Source organism: Streptomyces sp. NPDC048566 (assembly GCF_043199735.1).
Lineage (GTDB): Bacteria > Actinomycetota > Actinomycetes > Streptomycetales > Streptomycetaceae > Streptomyces.
Window position 1 is genome coordinate 1 of sequence record NZ_JBICWL010000045.1, and the last position, 23,819, is coordinate 23,819.

General features: G+C 70.0%; 19 protein-coding genes and 1 pseudogene. 8 read left to right on the top strand and 12 right to left on the bottom strand.

The genetic code is table 11. From position 1 onward, the window contains the following. Window positions 1-167: 167 nt before the first annotated feature. Together ACGFS9_RS32360 and ACGFS9_RS32365 are read left to right on the top strand one after the other, a co-directional pair. Window positions 168-755 carry a PadR family transcriptional regulator gene (locus tag ACGFS9_RS32360; protein WP_393258480.1) on the top strand — a complete coding sequence of 196 codons (588 nt, stop codon included), beginning with the start codon at window positions 168-170 and terminating at the stop codon, window positions 753-755. Between the two features lie 116 nt (window positions 756-871). Further along, window positions 872-2,590, top strand: a complete 1,719-nt coding sequence (locus ACGFS9_RS32365; RefSeq protein ID WP_393258482.1) for an acyl-CoA dehydrogenase family protein — start codon at window positions 872-874, stop codon at window positions 2,588-2,590. A gap of 359 nt (window positions 2,591-2,949) precedes the next feature. Here the strand turns inward: ACGFS9_RS32365 and ACGFS9_RS32370 are convergent, their stop codons facing one another. Both ACGFS9_RS32370 and ACGFS9_RS32375 read right to left on the bottom strand, forming a co-directional pair. Then, entirely contained in the window at window positions 2,950-4,599 is a 1,650-nt protein-coding gene (locus tag ACGFS9_RS32370) for a hypothetical protein (protein ID WP_393258485.1), read from the bottom strand. Between the two features lie 184 nt (window positions 4,600-4,783). Beyond that, window positions 4,784-5,620 carry a hypothetical protein gene (locus ACGFS9_RS32375; protein ID WP_393258487.1) on the bottom strand — a complete coding sequence of 279 codons (837 nt, stop codon included), beginning with the start codon at window positions 5,618-5,620 and terminating at the stop codon, window positions 4,784-4,786. Between the two features lie 129 nt (window positions 5,621-5,749). Between ACGFS9_RS32375 and ACGFS9_RS32380 the strand changes: the two genes are divergently transcribed. The 6 genes and pseudogenes from ACGFS9_RS32380 (at window position 5,750) to ACGFS9_RS32405 (ending at window position 12,144) form a co-directional block, all read left to right on the top strand. Next, entirely contained in the window at window positions 5,750-6,856 is a 1,107-nt protein-coding gene (locus tag ACGFS9_RS32380) for a TniQ family protein (protein WP_393258512.1), read from the top strand. Beyond that, window positions 6,853-7,623: a TnsA-like heteromeric transposase endonuclease subunit gene (locus ACGFS9_RS32385; RefSeq protein ID WP_393258490.1), complete on the top strand. Its 771-nt coding sequence runs from the start codon at window positions 6,853-6,855 to the stop codon at window positions 7,621-7,623. The genes ACGFS9_RS32380 and ACGFS9_RS32385 overlap by 4 nt, the downstream gene beginning before the upstream one ends. Continuing rightward, a complete protein-coding gene (locus tag ACGFS9_RS32390; protein ID WP_393258492.1) occupies window positions 7,620-9,782 on the top strand; it encodes a transposase in 2,163 nt (720 codons plus the stop codon). The genes ACGFS9_RS32385 and ACGFS9_RS32390 overlap by 4 nt, the downstream gene beginning before the upstream one ends. After that, entirely contained in the window at window positions 9,782-10,987 is a 1,206-nt protein-coding gene (locus ACGFS9_RS32395) for a TniB family NTP-binding protein (protein WP_360649727.1), read from the top strand. Before ACGFS9_RS32390 ends, ACGFS9_RS32395 begins: the two co-directional genes overlap by 1 nt. A gap of 28 nt (window positions 10,988-11,015) precedes the next feature. Beyond that, a pseudogene (locus tag ACGFS9_RS32400) lies at window positions 11,016-11,432 on the top strand (TniQ family protein); the annotation flags it as partial. Between the two features lie 307 nt (window positions 11,433-11,739). Further along, window positions 11,740-12,144 carry a hypothetical protein gene (locus ACGFS9_RS32405; RefSeq protein ID WP_393258515.1) on the top strand — a complete coding sequence of 135 codons (405 nt, stop codon included), beginning with the start codon at window positions 11,740-11,742 and terminating at the stop codon, window positions 12,142-12,144. 71 nt (window positions 12,145-12,215) lie between these two features. On the opposite strand, the gene ACGFS9_RS32410 is transcribed toward ACGFS9_RS32405, so the two are convergent. The 10 genes from ACGFS9_RS32410 to ACGFS9_RS32455 form a co-directional block, all read right to left on the bottom strand. After that, complete coding sequence (locus ACGFS9_RS32410) at window positions 12,216-13,163, bottom strand: TniQ family protein (RefSeq protein ID WP_393258494.1); 948 nt, start codon at window positions 13,161-13,163, stop codon at window positions 12,216-12,218. Next, entirely contained in the window at window positions 13,156-14,610 is a 1,455-nt protein-coding gene (locus ACGFS9_RS32415) for a TniQ family protein (RefSeq protein ID WP_393258496.1), read from the bottom strand. Before ACGFS9_RS32415 ends, ACGFS9_RS32410 begins: the two co-directional genes overlap by 8 nt. Further along, on the bottom strand, window positions 14,607-14,858 hold the full coding sequence (locus ACGFS9_RS32420) for a helix-turn-helix domain-containing protein (protein ID WP_393258498.1): 252 nt from the start codon (window positions 14,856-14,858) through the stop codon (window positions 14,607-14,609). Before ACGFS9_RS32420 ends, ACGFS9_RS32415 begins: the two co-directional genes overlap by 4 nt. Before the next feature lie 414 nt (window positions 14,859-15,272). Continuing rightward, window positions 15,273-16,616 (bottom strand): acetyl-CoA carboxylase biotin carboxylase subunit family protein, encoded by a 1,344-nt coding sequence (locus ACGFS9_RS32425; protein ID WP_393258500.1) that lies wholly within the window; start codon window positions 16,614-16,616, stop codon window positions 15,273-15,275. Window positions 16,617-16,636: 20 nt separating this feature from the next. Further along, entirely contained in the window at window positions 16,637-17,617 is a 981-nt protein-coding gene (locus ACGFS9_RS32430; RefSeq protein WP_393258502.1) for an aspartyl/asparaginyl beta-hydroxylase domain-containing protein, read from the bottom strand. A 7-nt stretch (window positions 17,618-17,624) separates the two neighbouring features. After that, window positions 17,625-18,743, bottom strand: coding sequence for a cytochrome P450 (locus tag ACGFS9_RS32435; protein ID WP_393258504.1), 1,119 nt, complete (start codon window positions 18,741-18,743; stop codon window positions 17,625-17,627). A 39-nt stretch (window positions 18,744-18,782) separates the two neighbouring features. Continuing rightward, entirely contained in the window at window positions 18,783-20,081 is a 1,299-nt protein-coding gene (locus ACGFS9_RS32440; protein ID WP_360649703.1) for an MFS transporter, read from the bottom strand. A gap of 161 nt (window positions 20,082-20,242) precedes the next feature. Then, window positions 20,243-21,301 (bottom strand): amino acid--tRNA ligase-related protein, encoded by a 1,059-nt coding sequence (locus ACGFS9_RS32445; protein ID WP_360649700.1) that lies wholly within the window; start codon window positions 21,299-21,301, stop codon window positions 20,243-20,245. 22 nt (window positions 21,302-21,323) lie between these two features. Further along, window positions 21,324-22,724: an FAD-binding protein gene (locus tag ACGFS9_RS32450; protein WP_393258507.1), complete on the bottom strand. Its 1,401-nt coding sequence runs from the start codon at window positions 22,722-22,724 to the stop codon at window positions 21,324-21,326. A gap of 69 nt (window positions 22,725-22,793) precedes the next feature. Then, a partial coding sequence (locus tag ACGFS9_RS32455) for an alpha/beta fold hydrolase (RefSeq protein WP_393258510.1) occupies window positions 22,794-23,819 on the bottom strand: 1,026 nt, incomplete at its 5' end.

Sequence of the window (23,819 nt, forward strand, 5' to 3'; positions counted from 1 at the left end):
GGGCCGCCCGGGCGCGCCGGGGGGGCCCCGCCCCCAAACCCCCCCTCGGCGGCGGCGGGCCCCCCCCCCCCCCCCCCCGACCCCCCGGGGGGGGGGGGGGGTGCCCCCCCCCCCCCCCCCCCGACGGGCCTTGCCTATGCAACAAGGTGCATAGAAGGCTGTGCGGCATGGCGCTCGAACACGCGATCCTCGTCTCGCTGCTGGAACAGCCCGGTTCCGGCTATGAGCTGTCCCGGCGGTTCGAGCGGTCCATCGGTCACTTCTGGACCGCCACCCACCAGCAGATCTACCGGGTCCTGCGCCGCATGGAACACGAGGGCCGGCTCGCCGTCCGCACGGTGCCGCAGCACGGCCGGCCGGACAAGAACGAGTACTCCGTCACCGCGTCCGGGCGCACGGCACTCGCCCACTGGCTGCACGAGCCGATCGAACCGGAGAGCCTTCGCCACGACCTCGCGGTGAAGATCCGCGGCGCCGCCTTCGACGAACCGGCCGCCCTGATCGACGAGGTCGCACGCCACCACCGGGCCCACCACGAACGGCTCGCGCGCTACCTCGCCGGGGAACTGCGCGACTTCACCGGCCCCGACGCCCCCACGCCCCTGGACCCCGGCCGGGAACTTCAGCACGTCGTACTGCGCGGCGGCATCGCCTTCGAGCGCATGACCATCGCCTGGCTCGACGACGTCCTGGCCACTCTGCACCGGCTGAGCGCCGCGTCCGACACCGCCCCACCCGCGCGGGACGAGGGCTGAAGCCCCGTCGGCCGGAACCGCGCGGGGCCTGCGCACGGCACGGCCCCGGCACGCCCCGACTCCCGCGCCCCTCCCGTCCGTTCCTCCTTCGACCCTCTCCCGGAAGGCGAACCGCCATGACCACACCGCTCCTGTTCAACCCGCGCACCTACGACCCGGCCCACTTCGACGCCGAGACACGCAGGCTGCTGCGCGCCACGGTGGACTGGTTCGAGGAGCGGGGCAAGCGCCGGCTCGTCGAGGACTACCGCTCGCGCGCCTGGCTCGGCGACTTCCTCGCCTTCGCCGCCAAGGAACGGCTCTTCGCCACCTTCCTCACCCCCGCCTCGGCCGCCTCCGGCGAGGACCAGCGCTGGGACACGGCCCGGATCGCCGCCCTGAACGAGATCCTCGGCTTCTACGGCCTCGACTACTGGTACGCCTGGCAGGTGACCATCCTCGGTCTGGGGCCGGTCTGGCAGAGCGACAACGCCGCCGCCCGGGAGCGCGCCGCGAACCTCCTCGACCAGGGCGAGGTCTTCGCCTTCGGACTGTCGGAGAAGGCGCACGGCGCGGACATCTACTCCACCGACATGCTGCTCGAACCCGCCCCCGACGGCGGCTTCCTGGCGAGCGGCTCGAAGTACTACATCGGCAACGGCAACGCCGCGGGCCTGGTCTCCGTCTTCGGCCGCCGCACCGACGTCGAGGGCCCGGACGGCTACGTCTTCTTCGCGGCCGACAGCCGCCACCCGGCATACCACCTGGTGAAGAACGTCGTCGACTCCTCCAAGTACGTCAGCGAGTTCCGCCTCGCGGACTACCCGGTCGCCCCGGAGGACGTCCTGCACACCGGGCGCGCCGCCTTCGACGCGGCTCTCAACACCGTCAACGTCGGCAAGTTCAACCTCTGCACCGCCTCGATCGGCATCTGCGAGCACGCGATGTACGAGGCCGTGACCCACGCACGCAACCGCATCCTGTACGGGCGCCCCGTCACCGACTTCCCGCACGTGCGCCGGGAGTTGACGGAAGCCTATGTCCGCCTGGTCGGGATGAAGCTGTTCAGCGACCGCGCCGTCGACTACTTCCGCTCGGCCGGTCCTGACGACCGCCGCTATCTGCTCTTCAACCCCATGACCAAGATGAAGGTGACCACCGAGGGCGAGAAGGTCATCGACCTGATGTGGGACGTCATCGCGGCCAAGGGCTTCGAGAAGGACACCTACTTCGCGCAGGCGGCGGTGGAGATCCGCGGGCTGCCCAAGCTGGAGGGCACGGTCCACGTCAACCTCGCGCTGATCCTCAAGTTCCTGCGCAACCACCTCCTCGACCCGGTCGACCGGCCCGCCGTGCCGGCGCGCCTCGACGCCGCCGACGACGGCTTCCTGTTCCGCCAGGGACCGGCGCGCGGACTCGGCTCGGTGCGCTTCCACGACTGGCGCCCCGCGTTCGACGCCTGCGCCGACGTCCCGAACGTCGCCCGCTTCCGTGAACAGGCCGACGCGCTCTGCGCGTTCGTCACCAGCCTGGCACCCGACGAGGAGCAGAGCCGGGACCTCGACTTCCTGCTGTCGGTGGGCCAGTTGTTCGCCCTGGTGGTGCACGGACAGCTGATTCTGGAGCAGGCGGGGTCCACAGAGCTGGACACGCCGGTCCTGGACGAACTGTTCTCCGTGCTCGTCCGGGACTTCTCCGCGCACTGCGTCGAACTGCACGGCAAGGACTCGGCGACGGAGGCGCAGCAGCAGTGGGCCCTCGGCGCGATCCGGCGCCCGGTGGTCGACGAGGCGCGCTCCGCCGACGTCTGGAGCCGCGTCGAGGCGCTGTCCGGGGCGTACGAGATGGCGCTCTGACCGCGGGATAGAGCGCGTCGACCCGCCGGGCCGTCGGGCCGCGGCGGGTCGATCGGCTGCCGCGGCGCGGCGACGCCCGGACCCGCCCCTCATCCCCTCCGCCGAAGCTCCGCGAGGACGGCACGGCGGTGCTGTCGGCGGACGGGCCGGGCACGGGAAGGGACCGGCGCGCCCCCACGCCGGGCGCGGGTACGTCAGTAGTCGCCGCCGTAGTAGCCGCCGGCGGGTGTCGCCGCGGTCAACGCGCCGACGCGGGTGAAGGCGCGGGTGAAGGCGTGCGGCCTGGAGGAATCCAGCACCGGTCCCGCCCCTGGGCTCTCGGACGAACCCGCGAACAACGAGCCTCCAGGCCAGGGGAGTTACCTGCCCGAGGTGTCCGCCCGGCCGGCGTGCGATCGCCGTGCCCGGCGCCGCGACGCCGCGATACCCACCGCTCCGACGCCCAGCAGGGCGGCGGCCGCGGCGGCGGTCCACAGAGGTGCGCCGGCACCGGTGGAGGCCATCGAGCCGTTCAGCGAGCCCGCACCCCCCGACGTGTCCGCTCCGCCGGTGTCCGGACCCGTCCCACCGGGAGCCGTGGAGGCGGGGGAGGACGCTGCCACCGAGGTTGAGGGGGACGGCGAAGGTGACGGTGAGGCCGAGGGGCCGCCCGCGGTGATCTTCAGGGTGACCGGCGCCGAGTCGTTGTCCGGGTGGTCGTCGCGGTTGGGGAAGTCCGTGCGCCCCGTCGCCTCCACCGAGCCCGGCTTCGGGTGGTCGACCGCCCTCTCGATGCGTACGTAGAAGGTCAGTTCACTGGTGTCCCCGGCCGGGAAGATGTCGGAGATGCGGCACTCGTACGTGCGGGTGCCCTTCAGGGGCGCACCGCAGGCGTGATCGTCGTCCTCGCCGGGGAAGGGGATCTTGGTGATCACCGTGCCCTCCGGCGGTGTGACCCGGTAGGTGCCGGAGCCCTGGCCCGGACGGCTGTAGAGGTTCATCGAGCCGGGGCCGTCGTTCCGCACGCCCAGGGTCACGGGCACCGTCTGACCGACCCGTCCCGTCACGCGGCCGCCCAGTGCGCGGTAGTCGGCTCGCTGGGTCGTGGACACCTCGACGAATCCGCCGAAGTCGGGGAAGCCGGCGGCGGACACGGGCTTCAGTCCGAGCACGGGTCCACTCCCCGTGACGGTGTAGTCCGCCGGGTCGTCGTAGCGCCAGGGGTCGCCGCTGCCGAGCGGCCAGGTGAGGTAGCTGACGGTGGCGTACATCAGGTCGTCCGAGGCGGTGAAGTGCCACGGCCGGTCGAAGGCGTACGCCGTCCCGGGCTCGATCGGCTGGTCGAAGGTGCAGTACGCGGTGGGCTCCGGCGTGGGCCGGTAGTGGCAGTTGCGGTAGCGCTCGGCGACCTTCAGGCCCTCCTCGCCGAACAGCTTCACGCCGATGCCCCGAGGCGCCGCCAGCGGTCCGGTGTTGGCGATGGCGGGCGTGACGTCGAAACCGCCGCCGGGGGCGATGCCGGTGACCTTCTTCTCCCGCTGCGTCAGCAGTTCGGGCCCGCCGACGACCACGTGGGTGGTGGCGGTGGCCGTCCCCGCGTCGGCGGACTCGGCGGTGTAGCGGATGTCCCCGGTGGCGCCGGCCCGCACGCCTTCGGCGCCCTTGATGTAGAAGGGCTGGACGCTGGTGCGGCCGTCCACCGAGGTGTAGGAGCAGGTGTAGACGTATCCCGTGTGGGAGCAGGCGCCTCCTCCGCCGGTGAGGAGTGCCTTGCCCTTCAGGGCGCTGGCGTCGATGGTCAGGCGGACGTTTCTCGCGACCGGTTCGGTGCCGTCGGGTGCGGTCAGGCCGAGGTCCAGCAGGAAGAGGTCACCGTCACCGGGCGGGCCCTCGCCGTACTGGTAGGCGTAGTACGTCTCCTGAGCGTCGACGGTCAGCTTCACGTCGGCGGCGTTCGCCGTTCCCGGCACGGCCGTCACGCCGATCCCGGCCGCTCCGATCAGTGCCGCCAGCCGACTCCATCGCCGCATCCGCCCCATGCCTCACACCCGTCTCGCCCATGTCGTCCGGCACGCGCACGCGTGCCGCTCGCAGAGCTGGACTCGTGACGGGCTGAGATGGTTGCGCTCACAGCCGTGACGCGTGGGTTCCCGGCCCGGCGTCCAGGTCCGCCGCGCCGCCGCACGGACATCCGTGCGGCGGCTCCCCGCGCCTCTAACCGGAGTTGCCGGAGGCGCCCGGCGTGGCGGCCGGCGACGACGGCGCGTAGGTCGGATGGAGTGACGCCGGCAGAGGCTCCAACGAGGCGCACAGGGCGGACGGGAAGGCGGGTTCCCTGCGCCGCACGTCCGCGCAGCCTCCCGCCGCGGTGCGCACGATCGGCTCCCAGCCCGCCTTCGTCGCACGGAGGAACCACCGGTCCCCCAGGCGTGACGAGCAGGCCGGGTCGGTGGAGTCGCCGCAGGCGGGCCCCGTGCGCCAGGAGATGTCCAGAACGAGCCACTTCCCGTCGCACCGTTCGTCGTCGCGATAGGTGTGCATGGGCGCGTCCACCGCCATCAGGGCCTGCTCGTAGGAGGCGGTGGTGCATCCGGTGGCCGGCGGGGTGCAGCCGAGCTCCCCGCACAGCCGCAGTGCGGGCGGCTCGGCGCCTTCGGCGGTGAAATGCGTGTAGTTGTCGACGATCACGTCCCGGTCCCCGAGCGGTTCGGGCAACGTGACACGGGCGGTGGCCGTGCCCTCCTCGGTGCAACCCGAACCGCGGTCCTGCGAGGGCGAGGTGAAGGTGACCTGCACCCGCACGATGCCGTCGCCCGGCTCCCCGAGCACGGCCTTGAGGGAGTGGTAGCACGCACGGGGGCCGCGGGGCACCCGGGTGGCCAGGGACAGCGTCCGCCCGTCCGCGCCGAGGCGGACCCCGGTGACCGCCGAGGGCTGCATCGTGGTCCACGGGATCGGCCCCTGCGCCGAGGCCCCGTCCCCTCCCCCGCGCCCGGCCGTCTCGGTGCCGCAGGCTGCGAGGAACGCCATCCCGACCGCGAGGAGTGACACGGCCCGCCTCAGGCCGCCTGTTGATGAGAGCCGAAGCTCAGAATGAGAGTGTGGACCCTAAGCTGATAGTGCACTTGATAGCGTGAACCTCTAGATGAGAGTGCATGGGGGTCGCCTTCGGGGGTGCGCGTGTCGACACGGCGATTAGCGCTGGTCACGGCTCCGCGGACGGGTGAAGCGTTCGAGTCGTGGGTGGACCGGATGGCCCGCGTGAACCGGTGTCCGCCGGCCGAGGTCGCGACCATGATGGGACTTGGCCTGCGAGGGGCTTCCGCGGATGTGCGGCCTCCCTTGTTCGGGGTGCGGTCCGACGAGGTGGTCCGGCGGACAGTATTCGCGGCGACGGGTGTGCCCGATGAGCGGGTGGACGCCATGCACCTGTCCGTCTTCGAGGGGGGTCCGTTGAGTGTGTCGGCGGTGCTCGCGGCAGGACGGGCGCGGCGGCCGTCGGCGGGGCAGGAGTGGGCGGCGGTGCATGGAAGCCGGGCGTGTCCGTGCTGTCTGCTCGTGTCGGGTGGGGTGTGGCAACTGTGGTGGAAGCTGTCGTGTGCGGCGGTGTGCCCCGAGCACCGGGTGGTGCTGCTGGATCGTTTTCCGTCGTGCGGTTGGGTGCTGCGGTGGGGTGGGGAGCGGCCTCGGGTCGTGCCGGCGCAGTGGGTCAGGCCGCCGACCTCCTGCGCGAACTCCGTTCGCGGGAGGCCGTGCTCGCAGTGGCTGCCCGCGGTTCGTGTGAGCCAGGCGGATGGCGGGACGGTCGAGGCGCAACGGCGGTGGCTGGACATCGCGTGCGGGCGGGTGCGCCCGGGGCTGGGGGGCGTGGAGGTGGCGGCGGGTGAGTGGTTCGCGGCGTTTCGCGCGTGTGTGATCTTGTTGCGGCTGGGGCTGCCGAGGATTCTGGGGCGTCTGCCGGGTGTGCCTGGCTGGTGTGCCCGGGTTCTGCTGGACGAGCGCGGCGAGCGTGGGGCGCATGGTGGCCGGTTCGGGTGGGGTCCGGCGTCGGCCGGGGCGGCGGCGGCGTTTCTCACAGTGGTGATGCCCCTGCTGGCGGCGGAGGACGTGCGGGAGTTGTCGCGGCGGCTTGCGCCGCTGGTACGGACGGCGGCTGACGTGGGGTGTCTGGCGGCTCGGCCGTTGGAGCGGCTCGCGGTGCCGGAGGTCTTCGCGGAGGCGGTGGCGGCGCAGGTGCCGGTGGGGCGTTTGGCCAGGAGTCCGTGGGAGAAGGGGAGGTCGCGGTGAGCGGGGACACGGAAGTGCCGGAACCGTCGGATGCGTCGGTCCGGGAGATCGACCTGGTGCGGGTGCGGTACGTCGATGCCGAGGGGGTCGAGCGTCTTGTGCGGCTGGAGGCGGCGGCCAGCGTGCGGTTCGAGGACGGCCGAATGGTGCGGGTCATTCCCAGCCACCGGGACCAGGGGCACATGCCGGGTCAGTACTGGGTGGCGAAGTGGGGTGACTTCGTCGAGTACGAGAGCGTGCTGGAGTCGAAGTGGCTGATGCTGCTGGACTTCGATCCGCGGGTGTCGGCGTTCGTGACGCAGCCTTTGGAGTTCGACGCCATCGACGCCCGGGGAGCGTGGCGGCACACGCCGGATGTCTTCGCGCGCCGCCGGGACGGCAGCGTGCTGCTGCTGGACGTGAAGAACCCCGAGCTGCGGGATGACCCGAAAGTGCTGCTGCAGGAGGAGCGCACTCGCCGTGTGTGTGAGCGGCTGGGCTGGGAGTACGCGATGGTGTCGGAGCCGAGCGGGCAGCTGTGGGCGAACGTCGATCTGCTGTCCAGTGCCCGGCGTCCGCTGCATCTGGGTGCGGATCTGGTGCCGCGTCTGCTGGAGCTGACCCGTGAGCCGGTGGAGATCGGGGAGCTGATGCGGTTCATGGAGTTCCCGGATCTGGCTCGCGGGGTCCTGTACCACTTGATGTGGCATCAGCGGATCGTCACCGATCTGAACCGTCCGCTGCGGGATACGACGCTGGTGAAGACCGCGGCGGAGGTGGGGGCGTGAGTGCTGACGGCGCGGTGCGACTGCGGCTGGGGACGCGGCTGTGGCTGGACGACGAGGTGCACACCGTGACCGGGGTGACCGACGACGGGGTGCGGCTGCGTTCGGAGAGCGGGGCGTGGACCGTGATCGGTGTGGGGCACCTGCTCGCTGACCCCACCTTCCGCTCCTGCGACGACGGCGAGGTCGCCGAGGGTGAACCCAGCGGTGAACAGGAGGCTGTGGAGCGGAAACTGTGGCTGGATGCCGCCGCGCTCTTCGACAAGCTGACCGACAAGCAGCTGGAGGACCTCCAGAGCGCCCAGGAGCACCTCCTGGAGATGACCACCGGCTATCGGAGCGGGGATCCGCAGAACGCGCGGCCCGACGAGCCGAGGCCGGAGTACGCCCCGGACCTTCCGCTGGTCCAGCGGGTACGGAGCAAGGCGCGGGAGCTGGGCTACAGCGAGCAGCAGATCTGGCGGCGTCTGCGCAGGTGGCGGGAGGAGGGCCCGTGGGGGCTGGTGGACCGGCGCAGCCACCGCCCGTCGGATCCGCTGGCGGGTGTGGATCCCCGGCTGATCGACGCGATTCTCACCCAGCACCATGTGACGGAGGCCGATGACTCGACCGGCAGCCTGAACCGGCTGCGGCGCCGGGTGGAGCGCCGCCTGGCCGACGTCCATGGCCCGGACGCGGTGAAGGTGCCGTCGCAGAAGTCGTTCAACCGGTACGTGGCCGCTCTTCTGCCCGGCCTCTACACCACTGGGCAGGCCACGACACGCCAGTCGGTGGCAAACCGGCCGGACGGGCACTATCAGCCGATCACCGCCAGCCGTCCCGGAGAGCTGGTGATGATCGACACCAGCTGGCTGGACGTGCGCGCCTACGATCCGGTCGAGGACGTCGTCTTCTCGGTGGACCTGACGATCGCCATCGACGTGTGCACCCGCAGTCTGCTGGGGTGGCGTCTGGTTCCCAAGGGCACGAAGGCGGTGGACGCGGGCCTGGTGATCGCGGACGCGATGATGCCGGAGCCGATGCGTCCGGGCTGGCCAGACGGGCTGCGGCACCGGATGCTGCGTCTGCCGTGCGAGCCGCTGCTCGCGCGGGACGAGCGGTTCGCGGCCGCCGCAGCCCGCCCGGTGGTGTTTCCCGAGAAGATCGTGATCGACCACGGCAAGGCGTTCGCCTCGCAGGCGGTGAAGAACGTGTGCCGCCGCTACGGGATCACCATCCAGGACACCCGCAAGTACCGGCCCACAGACAAGCCGCAGGTCGAGGCCGCGTTCAAGACGATCAGGAGCCAGTTCTCCGAGCACATAGCCGGCTACAAGGGCAATCACGTGGTGCACCGGGGCCGGGACGTGGATGCGGTGGCCCGCTGGACGATCGAGGAACTGGAGGAGTTCTTCGCCGAGTACGTCGTCGCGGTCTACCAGAGTCGCCGGCACAAGGGGCTGGTGCTGCCAGGCTTCCCGGAGATCAACCTGTCGCCGAACGACGCCTACCGGCTGGCCGTACACCGCTGCGGCTACATCGCCGCCCCGCGCGACGCCAACCTGTTCCTGGAACTCCTGCCCATCCACTGGTGCACGATCACCAACCGCCGCATCCAGAAGGACTACCTGCACTACAGCGCGCCCGTCCTGCGCGCCCACAACGGCACCAAGTCCCCCTACCCGCAAGCAAACGGCACCTGGCCGGTCCGCTACGACCCGCGGGACGTCACCCAGGTCTACTTCCACGACCCCTACACCGGCGTCTGGCACACACTGCGCTGGAGCCACGCGCTGACCGGTCTGGAGCCGTTCACCGACATCACCCTGCGCCAGGTCAAACAGGAACTGCGCGCGCGTGGCCGCGACCCGCAGGACCAGGAAGCCGTCCTGGACGCGCTGCTGGACCTGCAGAACCGCGCGGACGCCGCCGAGGCATCCACCGCCCGCTCCCGCCGGGCACGCGCCCGCGACGCCGAACGCGCCAGAGCCGCGGCCCGGGACAGGGCCCGCACCGAACTCGTCGACTCCGCCGCCGACACCCCCGTCAAAGAGCCCCGCCTGCGAGCCGTGCCACCGCTGCCGCCCGGGAACGAGAACGAGGAAGAGGTCACGATTGACTTCGACGCCCTGCCCTCGTACGAGGTATGGGGCGGCCGCCCGGAGAAGGACGGCGCACCGTGATGGCCCCGCCGCCCGTCGGCGCGGGCGACTGTCTGCACCCCGGGCTGGCCGAACCCCGGACCAAGGAGGACTGGTTCGGCTACGTGTTCTACGAACCGCCTCCGCGGCCGCTGCTGCCGCCGTACGAGGTCTACCTGGCGATGGACGAGGATGATGCTGAGCGGCGTCGCCTGAACCGCAGCCGCAACCGCTACCACAGCGCCCTGGTGCTGGCCTGGACACCGGCCGTGCGGCACTTCGAGACCGAGATCACGGAACTGCTGGCCGCCAACGAGATGGCGCCACCCGGCGCCCGGCTCGGCCTGCTCATCGACGGTCCGCCCACCGTCGGCAAGTCCACCCTGGTCAAGATGATCGCCCGGAAGTTCGAGCAGGAACTTCGGGAGGACTTCCCTGAACGGTTCGCCCCCGACCGGCTGGGCTCCTACGTCCCCGTCGTCTACATCTCGCTCACCGACCAGGTCACCCCCAAGCAGATCTCCCTCGCGATCGCCCGCTACCTCAACGTCCCCACCAGCGGCACCAAAGACACCATCGACGACCGCGTCCTGACCGCCCTCACGGCGAGCGGCACCCAGCTGATCATCTTCGACGACCTGCACTTCCTGGACTGCTCCTTCAAGGAAGGCCGGGCCTCCAACGACCACATCAAGTTCCTCGCCAACCACGCCCCGTGCACCATCATCGGCACCGGCGCCGACCTCGAGAACAGCCCGCTGCTCAGCGAAGGCGGCCCCGCCATCCCCCGCAGACGCTCCGGCCGCACCAGAACTCCGGCTCCGGCTGCGGCAGGCGACGTCCGGACCCAGACCGCCGGCCGCTTCAGCCGTCAGGAACTCGCGCCCTTCGCCCTCGACAGCGACGACGGCATCCTCCAGTGGGTCGGCGTCATCCGCTCCCTGGAGAGGTCGCTCGCCCTGTACCGGCACGAGGAGGAGAGCCTGACCCGCCGGCACTGGCGCTACCTGCACGAACGCACCGACGGCAGCATCGCCGGCCTGCACGCCCTCATCCGCCGCAGCGCCGTACGCGCCGTCCAGCAGGGCACCGAGGCCATCACACGCGAGGTCATGGACTCCATCGTCCTGTCGTACGCCCACGAAAGCTCCTACGCCAAGGTCACGGAACTGAAATCCCGCCAGAAAGCGAGGCAAGTGAAGCAGAAGCAGAACGGTAAGCGGGCCACGGCGGACGGAAGTGCGTAAGGGGGCCGGCAGCACACCCGATGCGCGCATGCAGGATCGGCGCCATGTCCAATCACTGCGCCGCCTCGCCCTGGTGCCCGAGGCGTACCCCGGTGAGTCCCTCCTGAGCTGGGTCGACGCGCTGGCCCGCCTGAACCGCGTCGGCCGCCTGCAAGCCCTTCGCCTCGCGGGCTTCGCCCGCCCCGAAGCCGCCGGGTACCGGCCCACCGTGCACTTCGGCGCCCATCTGACCGCGGAGACGACAGCGCGCGTGCAGACCGCCACCGGACTGTCCGCCGCCCGGCAGCAGGCCATGACGCTCACGCACTACGCTGGTGGCGTCCTGCCCGCGTTTCCCTCTCCCCCGCACTGGCGAACCACCGCCGCTTGGGTAGCCCGCCTCCGCCTCGCTTCGACCGTGCGGTCGCGCGCCTGCCCCGCGTGTCTGCGCGAGAACGGCGGGCGCTGGCTGCTGCGATGGCGCCTTGTCTGGTCCTTCGCCTGTGCACGCCACCGCGTCTACCTCCTCAGCGCCTGCCGCGGCTGCGGCAACGGCCTGCACCGGCTCGGCCCCGGCCCGGCGAACGCCGTCGTGTGCGGCCAGTACGACCGAGGCTGCCAGGGACGCGTCTGTCACCGGTCCATCTCCCGCATGCGTCCTCCCTGGCTGTCCGACCGGCATCTGCTCCAGTGCCAGCGCCGTCTCGACCGTCTCGTCGACCACTCACACGGTGACAGCGACCGCGACATCCTCCGGTCACTGCACACGGCCCTTGAGCGCATCCGCACCGGCTACGACGACGCCCCGCCGCTACCGGAACACCGACGCCGTCCTCCACCGGCGCTGGCACGGCCATGGCGGGGCCCTGGGGTACCAGAACGATCCACTGCTGACGGCCGCTCTCATCAAGATCGCGACGGCGGGCGGCCTTGCCGCCTCCCAGGACACCCGCACACAGGCCGAAGCAGCCTCGTGGTCCGCCGACGGACTCCTTCCCTCAAGCGCCAGCACACCGCCGGCCAACCGCTTCGGCGGCACGTGCCGCGCGATCGCGTGCACGGCCTGGGTACCGCCCGGCCACGGCCACGTGGTGAAGACGCGTGTCCTGTGCCCCGCGCACGCGGATCATGTCATCACGCCGGGCGCCGCAGACCTCATCCCCCGGCGTTTCACCTGAGCACCGCTCGATGACGAAAGCCGTGGCCCGGCGGAACGGGCCAGGTGCCCCTCGTGGTTACGAGCGGTCCGTCAGCCAGGCGGCCCCGCCTCGGGCGTGTCCCACCGTACGGACCGGGCGGCGATGCGCACGAGGGCGGACACCGCGGCAGGCGTGCCGCTCTCCAAAGTCCATGACAGCGGCGGCTGCCACGGCTGCCCCTGTGTCTCGTGCACGGCATCGATGACGGGGCTCTCCATCCGGTCGAGCAGACCGGCCAGCGTCTTGCGGTGCGTGACGTCACGGATGATCAGGACGAGCTGCTGCAGCAGGCGAGGCGAGGCCTCGTTGTGTGAGGCGTCGGCGGGGGTCAGCAGCACCTGGATGCGGCGCTGGACATGAACGGCCTCCTCGTCACCCACCGGTAGCGCCGGCATCTCCGCCACCGGGAACCCGCACACCGTCGCCCCAAGACGCCGTCCGCCGCGGCCGTTCCGCGCCGCCGGACGCACGCAGTGCGTCCGCTGTCCGGCGCCGGTCGCCTCCAGACGCCAGTACAACCTGAGGCCGCAGCGCGGACAACGGTCCACCAGGTACACCAGATGGTCCGCGCACAGGAAGGTCCACTTCAACCGCCAGCCGAGCAGCCACCGGCCGCCCGACGCCTCGACGCACAGCGGGCACGCGGCCGAGTGATCGCGACGCAGCCACGGCTGGCTCACGCGCGCACCCTGACCGACGCTCCCGTTGTCCTCAGCGAGCTGCGGCAGCGCCGTCGGCGCGTAGAAGCCGAACAGCATCCGCTCCACCTGCGCCGGCCTCAGCCCCGTACGCCGCCGCAGTCCTTCCAACTGCTCCGGGCTCAGATGGAACTGGTGGGTGCTGAAACTCGCGCTGCCCGGCAGTCCCAGGGTCCGCAGGGCCGCCGCCCGCGACACCCTCAGACTCGCCGCGACCGTGTCGACCCAGCTGACGAACGCCTCCCCCGGAAACGGGGCCGGAACCACCCCGAGCCGCCGGACCGGCTCCTCCTCAGCCACGGCCCGTCCCTCCCCGTCCCTCTTCCCCGGCCGCGCTCTCCACGAGGGGGCGCGCCGGGTTCTCGCCCTGGCGGGGCAGCCACGTCGTACGGAAGTCCGGATACCCCGCGTAGGGCAGCAGCAGGCACCGTACGGCGTACCGCAGGGACCTGCCCTCGCGTGTACGGGCAGCAGTGGCCGCGCAGGCGTCCAGGATCAGCCGCTGGGCCTCGATCCGCTGCCGGAGCAGATCGTAGTCCTCCTCGCCCAGGCGCTGTTCCTCCTCACGGAGGCGCGCGTCGAGGAACCCCAGGCACGGCTCGGTGAAGGCGTCCGGCCCGCCGTGTTCGCGGGACCGGGCCCGACGGGTGAACGCCTGCGTGTGCCGGGGGCAGTAGGTGTCCCAGCCGTCGGTGTCGCCCAGCACAACGCCGTGCCCGGCCGGCACCCAGGCGGAGCAGCCGCTGTGACGGCAGCGGCCGCCGAACCGGTTCGCCGCCAGTTCGACCTCACCGCGCTGCCCGGACTGCCTGGCGCCCCAGTTCGGCCGTGCGTGTCCGCTTCCGGCCGTCTCGCCATCGGCGGCGTCGAGGCTGGCCTCGGTGGCGATCTTCACGGCAGCGGCCACGAGCAGAGGGCGGTACCGCTCGCCACTTCCGCCGGGCGCGAGATAGCGGTCCCAGGCCCGGTGGACCGCCTCGTCGGTAGCGGGCAGCCGAAGGGGCCGTACTGGCGACCACTCGTCCCGCATCGAGCGGTACAGCGCCCCGAGGACGTCCCATGTCTCCCCCGGCGTCGTGGTGTGCGGGCCCTCGAGCAGGCGGTCGATCTCCCGCTGGCAGGCGAGGAGCCGAGTGTCGCGGACCGGCTTGCCCCGCATACGGCGGATGTCGCGCCCGCACGGCTGTGCCGAAGTACGCAGCCCCAGCCCCCGGGAGGCCCCGGGACAGATCCAGGACTGCGGATCCCCAGGCCACACCCGGTGCAGGGCGGAACCGCAGCCGGAACATTGCGCGATCAGGTACCTCTGGTGCTGTACGCACGCGAACGACCAGACGAGCCGCCATTTCAGGAGCCAGCGGCTGCCGTTCTCCCGCAGGCATGACGGACAGGCGTTGGAGTGCTTGGGCAGCACCGTCCGCTGCCGGTAGCGCCACGCGGCCCAGGCCCCGTACTCCTTCGCATCGTCCGGCGGCAGCGGCTCCAGCGCACTGCCCGCGTAGTACGCGAGCGTCATGCTCCGCAGCCGCTGCCCCGTCACCCCGGTGCTCTGGCTCACCGCACGCACGACGGCGTCGCTGACGCGGTAGCCGAACACGGCCGACACCGTGCTGGAGCTGATCAATCCCGCCATGCGCAACGCCTCGGTCCGGGAGACCTGGTTGAGCCGCGCGAGCGCGTCCCCCCAGCTCAGCAGAGACTCACCGGGATAGGGATCGGGTACGAGCGCGAGCCGGCGTGGACTCATGTCCCAGGCTCCCGCCGGGGCATCTCGGATTCGAGCAGACGGCCTGGAGTGACGCCCAGCCCCTGAGCCAGGGCGAGGATGGTCAGCAGTGACGGGTTCCGTTTGCCGTGCTCGATGCCGATGACCATGCGGGCGGACAGGTCGGCGGCTTCGGCGAGCGCTTCGGTGCTCATCCCGCAGCTCTCCCGGGCGTCACGGACCGCGAAACCGAACGCCTGCAGTTGTGGATGGGGAGCGTTGCGGGGCACCTCGTGATGCCAGCAGGAACACCGAAGAGATGACCATGAACGATAGTGCAGTATCGATGGGTGAAGCGAGGTTCAGCGACCGCGGCGGAAGGTCCGTCGCAACAGCGATGGCTCCGCCGCCTACCGTGGATCCGGCACGGTCGGGGTACGGGGCGAGGCCGGTTCTGCCGCCGACGATGCCGACCGGGTAGCGGCAGGGGGGTCGGCGGCGGCCGCTGGTCTTGGGGCGCCGATGCGGCAGTTCTCGCAGCTGGCCTGCTTCCAGGCCGCTGGACGTCGGATGCCCCTGCCGCAGTTCCGCAAGGGGTTGCACGGCAGGGGCATGGGGAAGACTTCTGACCGGCCACACAGCCTGGTCAGCGAATCTGGCCTACAGGCCAAGTCTTGGGCCGAGTACGACCCAATGGCGCAGGTTTAGCGTGAGGGCTCGTAGACCGAGCCGCCGAGCTTCGCCTGCTCAGGCCACAGCCTCTCATGCCACTCGCGGTGCTCGCGGAACGACATACTCGGGGGCGCGATCACCAGACGCGCGTCTACCCACCGTCGGAGGTCATCCACCCGTGCTGCCAGATCGTCAACGGAGTCAGCCTTCACGACCATGAGCCCCAGACTCTGCCCGATGAATTCGATCGCCTCCGGGAATGAGGTACCGAACGGATGCTCAAACCGAGCGTATTCGACGTAGGGCAACTCCATCACCTCGGACACCGACGGGTGGCTGATGAGCGTTCCCGGCCTGCCCAGCAAGTGAGTGTGGGCCGCTGCCTCGCGACGAACCTTGACGTCCAGCTCCGGACGCCGTCCCAGGGCACAGAGAACTCCGCACTCGGCAAGATCCACGTTGAACTTGAACAGGACTTCTTCCTGGGTCAGCCCGCCACCGCGTCGGGCAGCGCACTCGCCGAACGTCACCTGTCCGGTTGCGGGGTTGTGGAACAGCTCCATGTGGAACACCCCGCTCGAGAGGCCCAGGGCCGACAGCGATGCCTCGACCAAGGGTTGTGCCGCCTCGTAGGCCCATGACTCCTGGGTCGGGTCGAACCGGCGCACCCACAGCGCTCGCCGCTCGGTCAGAGCGTTCAGGCACGGCTCGCCGTACTTTCCAAGGGCCAGGAAGAGCAGCTCGCCCTCGAAGACAACACCGTCAGCGACCCATTCGTCGCCGTCCACGAACTCTTCAAGCAGGAATGTGCGCCTCGGAATGTTCCGGGCCCGCATGCTGCGGCTGACGGCACTGAGGTCCTCGAAGTCTGTGACGGTGGAGGTGTATCCAGTGCCTCCGAACGAGATGGGTTTGAGAACTGATCGCTTGAAGTCCGCGTCTCTCAGGCTGCTGACATCGTGGATGTCCTCGACAACGACCGCCGACGCGGTGCTGATACCCGCTTCGCGGATCTTCTGCTTCTGCAGCGCCTTGTCCCGGAAATAGAGGGCCACATCGGGGTCGATCCCGCTGCACCCGAGCATCCGGGAAATCACCCCGGCGTTCATCAGCGTCCAGTCGTCGCCGGAATGCACGCCTGCAAAGCGGGTGTCCTTCAAGCTGGCCCGGTGCAGTGCGGCCAGGACCGACTCCGGATGACCGGGGTCGTCCGCGCGTACCACGCGCACGCCGCCCTCAGGGATGTGAGGGCCGAAATCCCACGGTTCCGGACCACAGACCGCCACGGTCTGCTGGGCGTGCTTGCGGCAGGCGCGCAGAGCGTACCGGTCTACCCCCATGTTCAGTATGGGTTGTTCCCGTTCGATGGATGTCATAGAGCCAACTCCCCTTGCCTTCACAGGTCGTTCTGTCCCGGGCGGTTGCTTCGTACGATTTCGGTCTGGTAGCTGCCGTGCCGGTAACGGAACGAGATTCGCGGAACTCCGTTGACCGTCTCGAACTTCATCGTGCGCTCCTCGGTCCAGCACAGCGGCCGGAACTCCCGCTCGCCCACGCAGACCAGTGCCGACTCGTAGAGCCCGTCGATGTGCAGGACGAGTCGGCCGTTGGCAACCCGCAGAGTGCCCTGCAGGTCCGCACCAGCACTCTCGAACTCCTCAGGGGAAGGCGGCTCGGCATACGCCTCGATGAACCCCGCCGGTACGGTCACCGGTCCCGTCAGGGCACACAGCTCATCCGATGAGGCTGTGATCTCTTCGCGCCAGAACATGATCCCGGTCGGGTCCATCTCCTGCCTCGCTCGGGCCGGGAAGAGATCCAGCAGGGTCTCGCTGACGTAGCAGTCCACCACCAGGTGGACGCGGGGCTGGGAGCCTCTGTTGTAAAGATGGTGCGGCCTGCCGAAATTTGCATACCACAGCTCGCCCGGCTGCCACCTGTTCTCGACTCCATCTATCACCAGCACGGCCTGGTCGTTGGTGACGATGGGCAGGTGCAGCCGGGCCCATCCCACCGGCAGGCCGTACGGGTAGTCCGTGTGCTCGGCTACGGACGCGCCCGGCTCCAGCGTCATGTAGCGAACGGCCCGTAGCGGCACGTTGAGGCCCTTGAGGATCGACGCCGTGTACGGCGCCATCTGTATCAGTGGCGTATCAGCGTAGTCCACGAGACCGGGACCGCCGGGGTCTGTGCGCTCCGGGTCTCCGCCAGGCCCCCGCAGTGACAGAACGCGCCAGCCGTCCGTGAGGCTCTGGGTTATCTCTCCCTCGCTGTAGGTCGCCTGGGGCTTGAAGCGCTCACCGCCGAGGGCGAACAACTCCTCCTGAAGTGTGGAGGCATCGAATTCCGGGAGAAGCTTGACGATATCCGGTCCCATGCTGTGTTCATTCCGTTTCGTAAGCTGAGAGGCGAATGTTCAGGTGGTCGAATCCGCGGTAGGTCCGGTTCTTGCTCCAGGCCAGGTCCTGCACTCGGGCATCGGGGAACCGTCGGGCAAACCGGGGCAGCAGGGCTGCTGCCTCCATGCGTGCGAGTGGAGCACCCATGCAATAGTGCATGCCGTGGCCGAACGCGAGGTGGTCGGTCCGCCGCCCGCCGCCCGTGTGGGGCGCCGGATGTACCGGGCACGCCGGCGGGTCGAACGGGTCGTGCCCGGTGAGGGACACCAGGACGAGGTCCCCGGGGGTGATCGCCTGTCCTTCGATCTCCACTCGTGTCTCCGCCGTACGGGCGACATGACCCAGCGGAGGGTGGAGTTCGAGGACCCGTTCGACGATCTCGGCCGTCTCAGTGGCGTGGGCCTCGTCGGCGACCAACTGCGTCAGGCCGTTCTCGATGACGTACCAGAGGGAGAAACCCATGAGCGCGGCCGTGGTCTCCAGTCCACCGAAGAGCATCAGCGAGCACGTTGCGAGGCGGTCCCGTTCGTCGCCCGAGGTGTAGTTCCAGATGCTGTCCGCCCGGTCGGAGTTCTTCACGAACTCCCCCATGTTGCGCAAGGCGTCCTGTGCGCGGACGGCGAAGTCTCGTCGGTAGGAAGCGGCCAGGAAGTCCGCGATGGCCCGGGCCCAGCCGTGCAGCTGAGCGGCGTCGGTCTTCTCCAGGCCGAGCATCAACGCCATCGTCCGGGCCGAGATCACCCCAGCCAGCTGCGGCATCGCGTCGCCGACACCCTCCTGGGGGAACTCGTCGAGGGCTTCTTCGACAATCTCCTCGATGGACTCGTGGAGTTTGCGGATCCGGCCGGGTGAGAACATCCGCTGGACGCCCCGGCGGGCCGCGGTGTGCTGCTCGCCGTCCAGCAGCACGAACCACCGGCTAAGGACGTCCAGCAGTTCGGCGCACTGCTCCTTCATATCCTCCGGGAGGTAACTGCCGGCGTCCGCGGTTCGTGACGACAGACCGAACTGACCGAGCGCGGCCTGAGCCGTGTCCTTGTCGGACACGACCCAGGAGCCGAGCTCCTTGTAGTACCGGACCGGGACTGTTGTGTTTTCTGGCACTCTCTCGCCCTTCTCGAACGAGTCGACCTGTGGACGGGTTTATTCGGCGGCGTGTACCCGGTGCGGGACGGTGAGCGGCTCCCTGGGCAGGTCGCGCTGGCGGCGCATGGGGCTCAGCAGAAGGATCAACCCGCAGGGGGCGATCAGCGCCGCCATGATCCACATGGTCGCGAGTGGACCCACCGTGTCACCCAGGACACCGGCCAACAGCGCGCCGACCGGGATCGTGCTGTGTAGCACGAACATGCTGGTGGCCACGACCCTGCCCAACAGGCTCGGCGGGCAGTAGGACTGCCTGAAGCTGCCGAGGACGACGTTGCAGGCGACGACTCCGGCGATCAGCATGCACGTGCCGACGCAGAAGAACGCCAGCCCCGCTCCCGGGGTGGTGAGGGGGGAGAGCAGGACGAAGGGGCCAGTTGCCAGCTGACACACCACGACACTGCGGGCGGTGCCGAAGCGCCGCCCGAGGGGCCGGGCGACCAGCGACCCCAGGATGCCGCCGAGCCCGGCGACCGCGACGAGACCGCCGACGACGGAGGCGTCCACGCCGACCGACTGCACGAGGAAGACGATCTGGATGGTCGTGTAGCCAGTGAGACCTAGATTGACGATGGCGCCGTACGTGATGATCGGCCGCAAGTACGGGTCCCTGGCGACGAAGCGCAGACCGGTGGCGATCTGCCGAGTGAACGGCTCTTCTCGCTCCCGCTTCGTCCTGGCGGGCTCCCGGCTACGGATGAGCAGGATGCACACAAGGCAGAAGAGGCAGGACAGGACTTCGACGAGGAGACCGGTGGCCGCGCCGAAGGCCGTCACCAGCCCACCGCCGAGTGCAGGTCCGGCAATCCGGGTGGCTGCTTCGGCTCCCTGGATCTTGGCGTTCCCCTCGATGAGGTCCTCCTTGGCGAGGACAGTAGGCAGGTAGACGTTGTACGCCGTCTGGAAGAACAGCGTGGCGGTGCCGGTGAGCAGGGCGACCGCCAGCAGGTGGCCGTACGTCAAGACGTCCAGCCACCAGGCGAGGGGAATACTCGCGAACAGCACCGCGGAGGACGCGTGGCAGGCGATCATGATCGGCCGACGGCTCATGCTGTCGACCCAGGCTCCCGCAGGGAGACCGATGACCAGCCAGGGCAGCCAAACCGCCGACGCGAGCAGGCCGATCTCGAAGGGGCCCGCGGAGAGGTTGAGCAGGGCGATCAGGGGCAGCACCACGCTCGTGACGCCCTTGGCCAGGCCGGCCATCGCGTCGCCCATCCAGAGCAGTCGGAAATCCCGCTGGGCGAGCACGCCCCAGAACGCCTTGCGGGGTGGGGGGAAAGTGTGGTCCGTCACAGGGTCGCTCACCTGTCGCTTCTGTGGGAGGGGCCGCTCGGCTTGGGTCCCTCACTATTGCCGTCCTGTCCGGGGCCGGGGCGCGTCCGCCTCGCCCCGGCCCCGGACATAGGGTCGTCGTGCTGTCACCGGCCGGATCGGACTCCGGTGTACGCGCTGTGCTACGGGCGCAGGACCGCTTCTGGCCACGTCTTGGGCTCGTTCAGCCGAGACACCAGCGGGATGTCGCGGATGTCGTGGTGGTTCAGCACCCACATGAGGAACCGCTCCACGCCCATGCCGAAGCCAGCCGTGCGCATGGGCATTTCACTGCGCATCCGGACGTACCACTCGTACTCCTGCTCATTGACCCCGTGCAGCGCAATGGACTTGCGGAGCAGGCCGACATCGGCCAGGCGCTCACCCGACCCCACGATCTCACCCAGGCCGAAGTAGAGGTCGGCCGCCCGTACGGTCCGCGCCTCATCGTCACCGAACGCCTGGTAGAAGGGGACCGCGAGGGTGTCGAAGTGGTGGACCCAGAGGAATTCGTCCACACGCTCCATGAGGAGCCGCTCGCCCTTGCGGGTCAGCGTGCGCCATTCACCCTCGTCCCGGACGCAGCCCTCGACGTCGCCGACCAGGCGGACAGCCTCCTCAAAGGTTATCTGCTCGAACGCCTCGGGGCGGCCGGCCATCCGTTCCAGGTGCGAGATGTCGCCCCGGGCGGCGGCGAGCCGGTCGCCCTGCTGCGCCAGGATCGCTGAGGCCAATGCCTTCACGTAGCCGTTGACGTAGTCGATGAGCTCATCCAGCCCACCGGGGATCTCCGCCTCGCTGTGGGTGAACTGGTTCAGGTGCGTCTCGTCCGGTTGCTCACCACGGAACGAAGGCATGATGGTGTAGCAGCCGCCCGGCGATATTCGACAGCCGTACTCCAGCAGAAACTGCATGGAATCCGGGAGGTAAGTGTCGACGCCAAGGATCTTCACCGGAACCGGCTCGGCGTCACTGCCCAGGGCGGTGGGGCAGGTGATCGTACGGGTCGTCAGCGGCAGGTGCAGGTTCTTCAGGCCACGGGAGCGGGCGTACTCCATGGTGGTGGTGACGAAGACGTCGTGGAGGTCACCGACGAGCGCATACCAGGGGGACCGCAATGCCTCCAGGAAGGCACCTGGCTCATTGCTGGCGAAGACGGAGGGCGGAATGACAGTCGGTCGAGGGGAAGACGGCTGGGACATGCGGAAGTTCCTTCCTGGCGTGCTATTCGGCTCGGGCCGGCACGATGTTCTGGTTGCTGCGCAGCACGTTGGCGGGGTCGAACTGCGACTTCAGGTCCATGAGTTTGCGGTAGCGGTCCTCCTGGTAGACCTCGAGCACCTTCGCCGCCGGCTCGTCCTGGACGTAGTTGACGTAGGCACCGCCGTAGTGCCAGGGCTCTAGCTGTTCCACGCAGTGCCGGGTCCAGGCGATGTTCTCGGCGTCCTGCGCGGAGTCGGTCCACTGCGCGGACGCCGTGTAGATATAGGGGGCGTCCCGGCGCGGAAAGGCCGACTCTGCGTCCGGAACACCGGTGATCTCACCACGCAGGTACTCGAAGTCGATCGAGGAGAGCGGGGACTTGACGTCCCGTGCCGAGGTGAGGAACACCGCCGCGGCCTCCGGCGAGATGTCTTCCAGGTAGCAGGACTTGGTGAAGTACCGGTGGCCGTGGGGTTCGCCGTGGTCCCCCAGCGCCTGGAGCTCCGCGTACGTCAGCTGTCGGGATAGGGAGCCAGCGGGAACCGCCTTGCCGAAGAGGCCCGAGGCAGACTCGGGGCCCTGCTCCGGTGCCCCGAGCCAGACCGTGGTCAGGAAGAGGGCGGGCTCGCCCCACAGGGAGCGGGGGATCCAGTCCTGCCGCCCCGCGATCTTCATGCAGCCGACCGCGTGCATGTCCGGGTGCTGGTTCTCGGCGAACACACGGTACTCGGCGAGGGCCCGGGTGGCCTCGTCGAGGGGGTAAACACCGACCTGGTGGTGGACGCCGCCAACCTGCCGGAGCCGCAGCCGGAAGCGGGTGACGATGCCGAAGTTGCCGCCGCCCCCGCGCAGGCCCCACAGGAGATCGGCGTGCTCGTCGGGGGTCGCCTGCACGATGGAGCCGTCCGCCAGGACGACCTCTGCGGCCAGGATGTGGTCGCAGGTCAGGCCCCACTTCCGGGCCAGCCAGCCGTATCCGCCGCCCAGGGCGAGACCGGCGAGACCAGTGTGCGACACGACGCCCGCCGGGCAGGCGAGGCCGTGGGGGGTGGTCGCCGCATCGACGTCGGCGAGGAGGCAGCCGCCCTCGGCCTCCGCCACCTCGGCGGCCAGGTCGACGCTGACGGCCCGCATCAGTGACAGGTCGATCATCAGGGCGCCGTCGGCGACGGCGGTCCCGGCAACGTTGTGGCCCCCGCCACGGACCGTGACGGGAAGACCGGCGGTGCCCGCGTAGCGTACGGCGGCGCTGACGTCCTCCGCGGTGAGGCAGCGGGCGATGAGGGCGGGGCGCCGGTCGTGCATCCCGTTCCAGACCTTGCGGACGTCGTCGTATCCAGCGTCCCCTGGAGACAGCAGCTGTCCCGTGAACCGGGTGCGCAACTCCGCGTGGGAGTCGTGCCCGCGGGACTGTCCGTCCACGTCAATCACTGCAATCAATACCTTCCGGTGTAGGAGCGCACGCCATGGGTGCGCGGGGTACGGAGCGGGTCAGGCGTGCGGCAGCTCGTCCAGAGCTGCGGTCAGCGCCTGCACGATCTGCTCGCGGGGTTCAGGGTTCATGACTTCTTCGTGGGCACACGGGAGCGGCCGGACATCCAGCGCGTCGGCGTACGGCTGCCAGGAGTCGGGCAGCGGGCTCAGTTCGGTGCGTCCTTCGGTGGCGGCGAAGTAGAGGACCCGGCCGCTGAACCTCCGGGGTGCCCAGGAGGCCGCCAGCCGACTGGTGCCTACGCCGGCGGCGAGCATCCGCTGGAAGGTGTCGGCGTCGAAGGACAGGCCGGCCAGGACGTCCGAGCGCAGCTTTTCGAGATGGCCGGCGAAGTCGGCCGCGCCTTCCGTCGCGTCGAGGGGCGCCGCGGCCAGGGTGGCCAGGATGCCGAACTCGTCCCACTGGGCCGGCGTGGCGTAGTCCGGGCAGGGCCACTCGGCACCCGGGTAGGCGTCCACGAGGGCGAGCAGGTCGACCTCGTCCCCCTCGGACTGCAGTCGGGCGGCCAGGGCCTGGGCGATGTTGCCGCCGAGCGACCAGCCCAGGAACCGGTACGGTCCAGCCGGCTGCACCCGCCGTATCTCACCGATGAGTTGTGACAGCAGTGCCTCGAAGTCGACGGGCGGTGCGGAGTCCGCGGTGAGGCCGGGCGTCTGCAGTCCGTACACCTGTGTTCCGGCGGGCAGTTCCTGCGCGAGCGGCAGGTAGCTCCAGGCGAGGCCCGAGGCGGGGTGGACGCAGAACAGTGGAGCGCGTCCGGTGCCGGGTCGCAGCGGCAGCAGCAAGTCGAAGTCGCTGCCCGTGCCGCCGTTGCGGTCGGCGCCGAGCAGGCCGGCGGGAGTGGGATTCCGGTACAGGTCGCGGATGCCGAGTTCTAGGCCGAGGGCGGCACGCACGCGGCCGATCAGCCGCATCGCGAGCATCGAGTGCCCGCCGAGGTCGAAGAAGTTGTCCTCGACACCGACCCGCTCCAGACCCAGCACCTCAGCGAACAGACCGCACAGGATCTCCTCCCGCGGCGTCCG

What these genes read in the sequence shown, in the direction of transcription:
- ACGFS9_RS32360 (WP_393258480.1), top strand. Translation starts at nt 168, where the DNA reads ATGGCGCTCGAACACGCGATCCTCGTCTCGCTGCTGGAACAGCCCGGT.
- ACGFS9_RS32365 (WP_393258482.1), top strand. Translation starts at nt 872, where the DNA reads ATGACCACACCGCTCCTGTTCAACCCGCGCACCTACGACCCGGCCCAC.
- ACGFS9_RS32370 (WP_393258485.1), bottom strand. Translation starts at nt 4,599, where the DNA reads ATGCGGCGATGGAGTCGGCTGGCGGCACTGATCGGAGCGGCCGGGATC.
- ACGFS9_RS32395 (WP_360649727.1), top strand. Translation starts at nt 9,782, where the DNA reads ATGGCCCCGCCGCCCGTCGGCGCGGGCGACTGTCTGCACCCCGGGCTG.
- ACGFS9_RS32415 (WP_393258496.1), bottom strand. Translation starts at nt 14,610, where the DNA reads ATGAGTCCACGCCGGCTCGCGCTCGTACCCGATCCCTATCCCGGTGAG.
- ACGFS9_RS32425 (WP_393258500.1), bottom strand. Translation starts at nt 16,616, where the DNA reads ATGACATCCATCGAACGGGAACAACCCATACTGAACATGGGGGTAGAC.
- ACGFS9_RS32430 (WP_393258502.1), bottom strand. Translation starts at nt 17,617, where the DNA reads ATGGGACCGGATATCGTCAAGCTTCTCCCGGAATTCGATGCCTCCACA.
- ACGFS9_RS32445 (WP_360649700.1), bottom strand. Translation starts at nt 21,301, where the DNA reads ATGTCCCAGCCGTCTTCCCCTCGACCGACTGTCATTCCGCCCTCCGTC.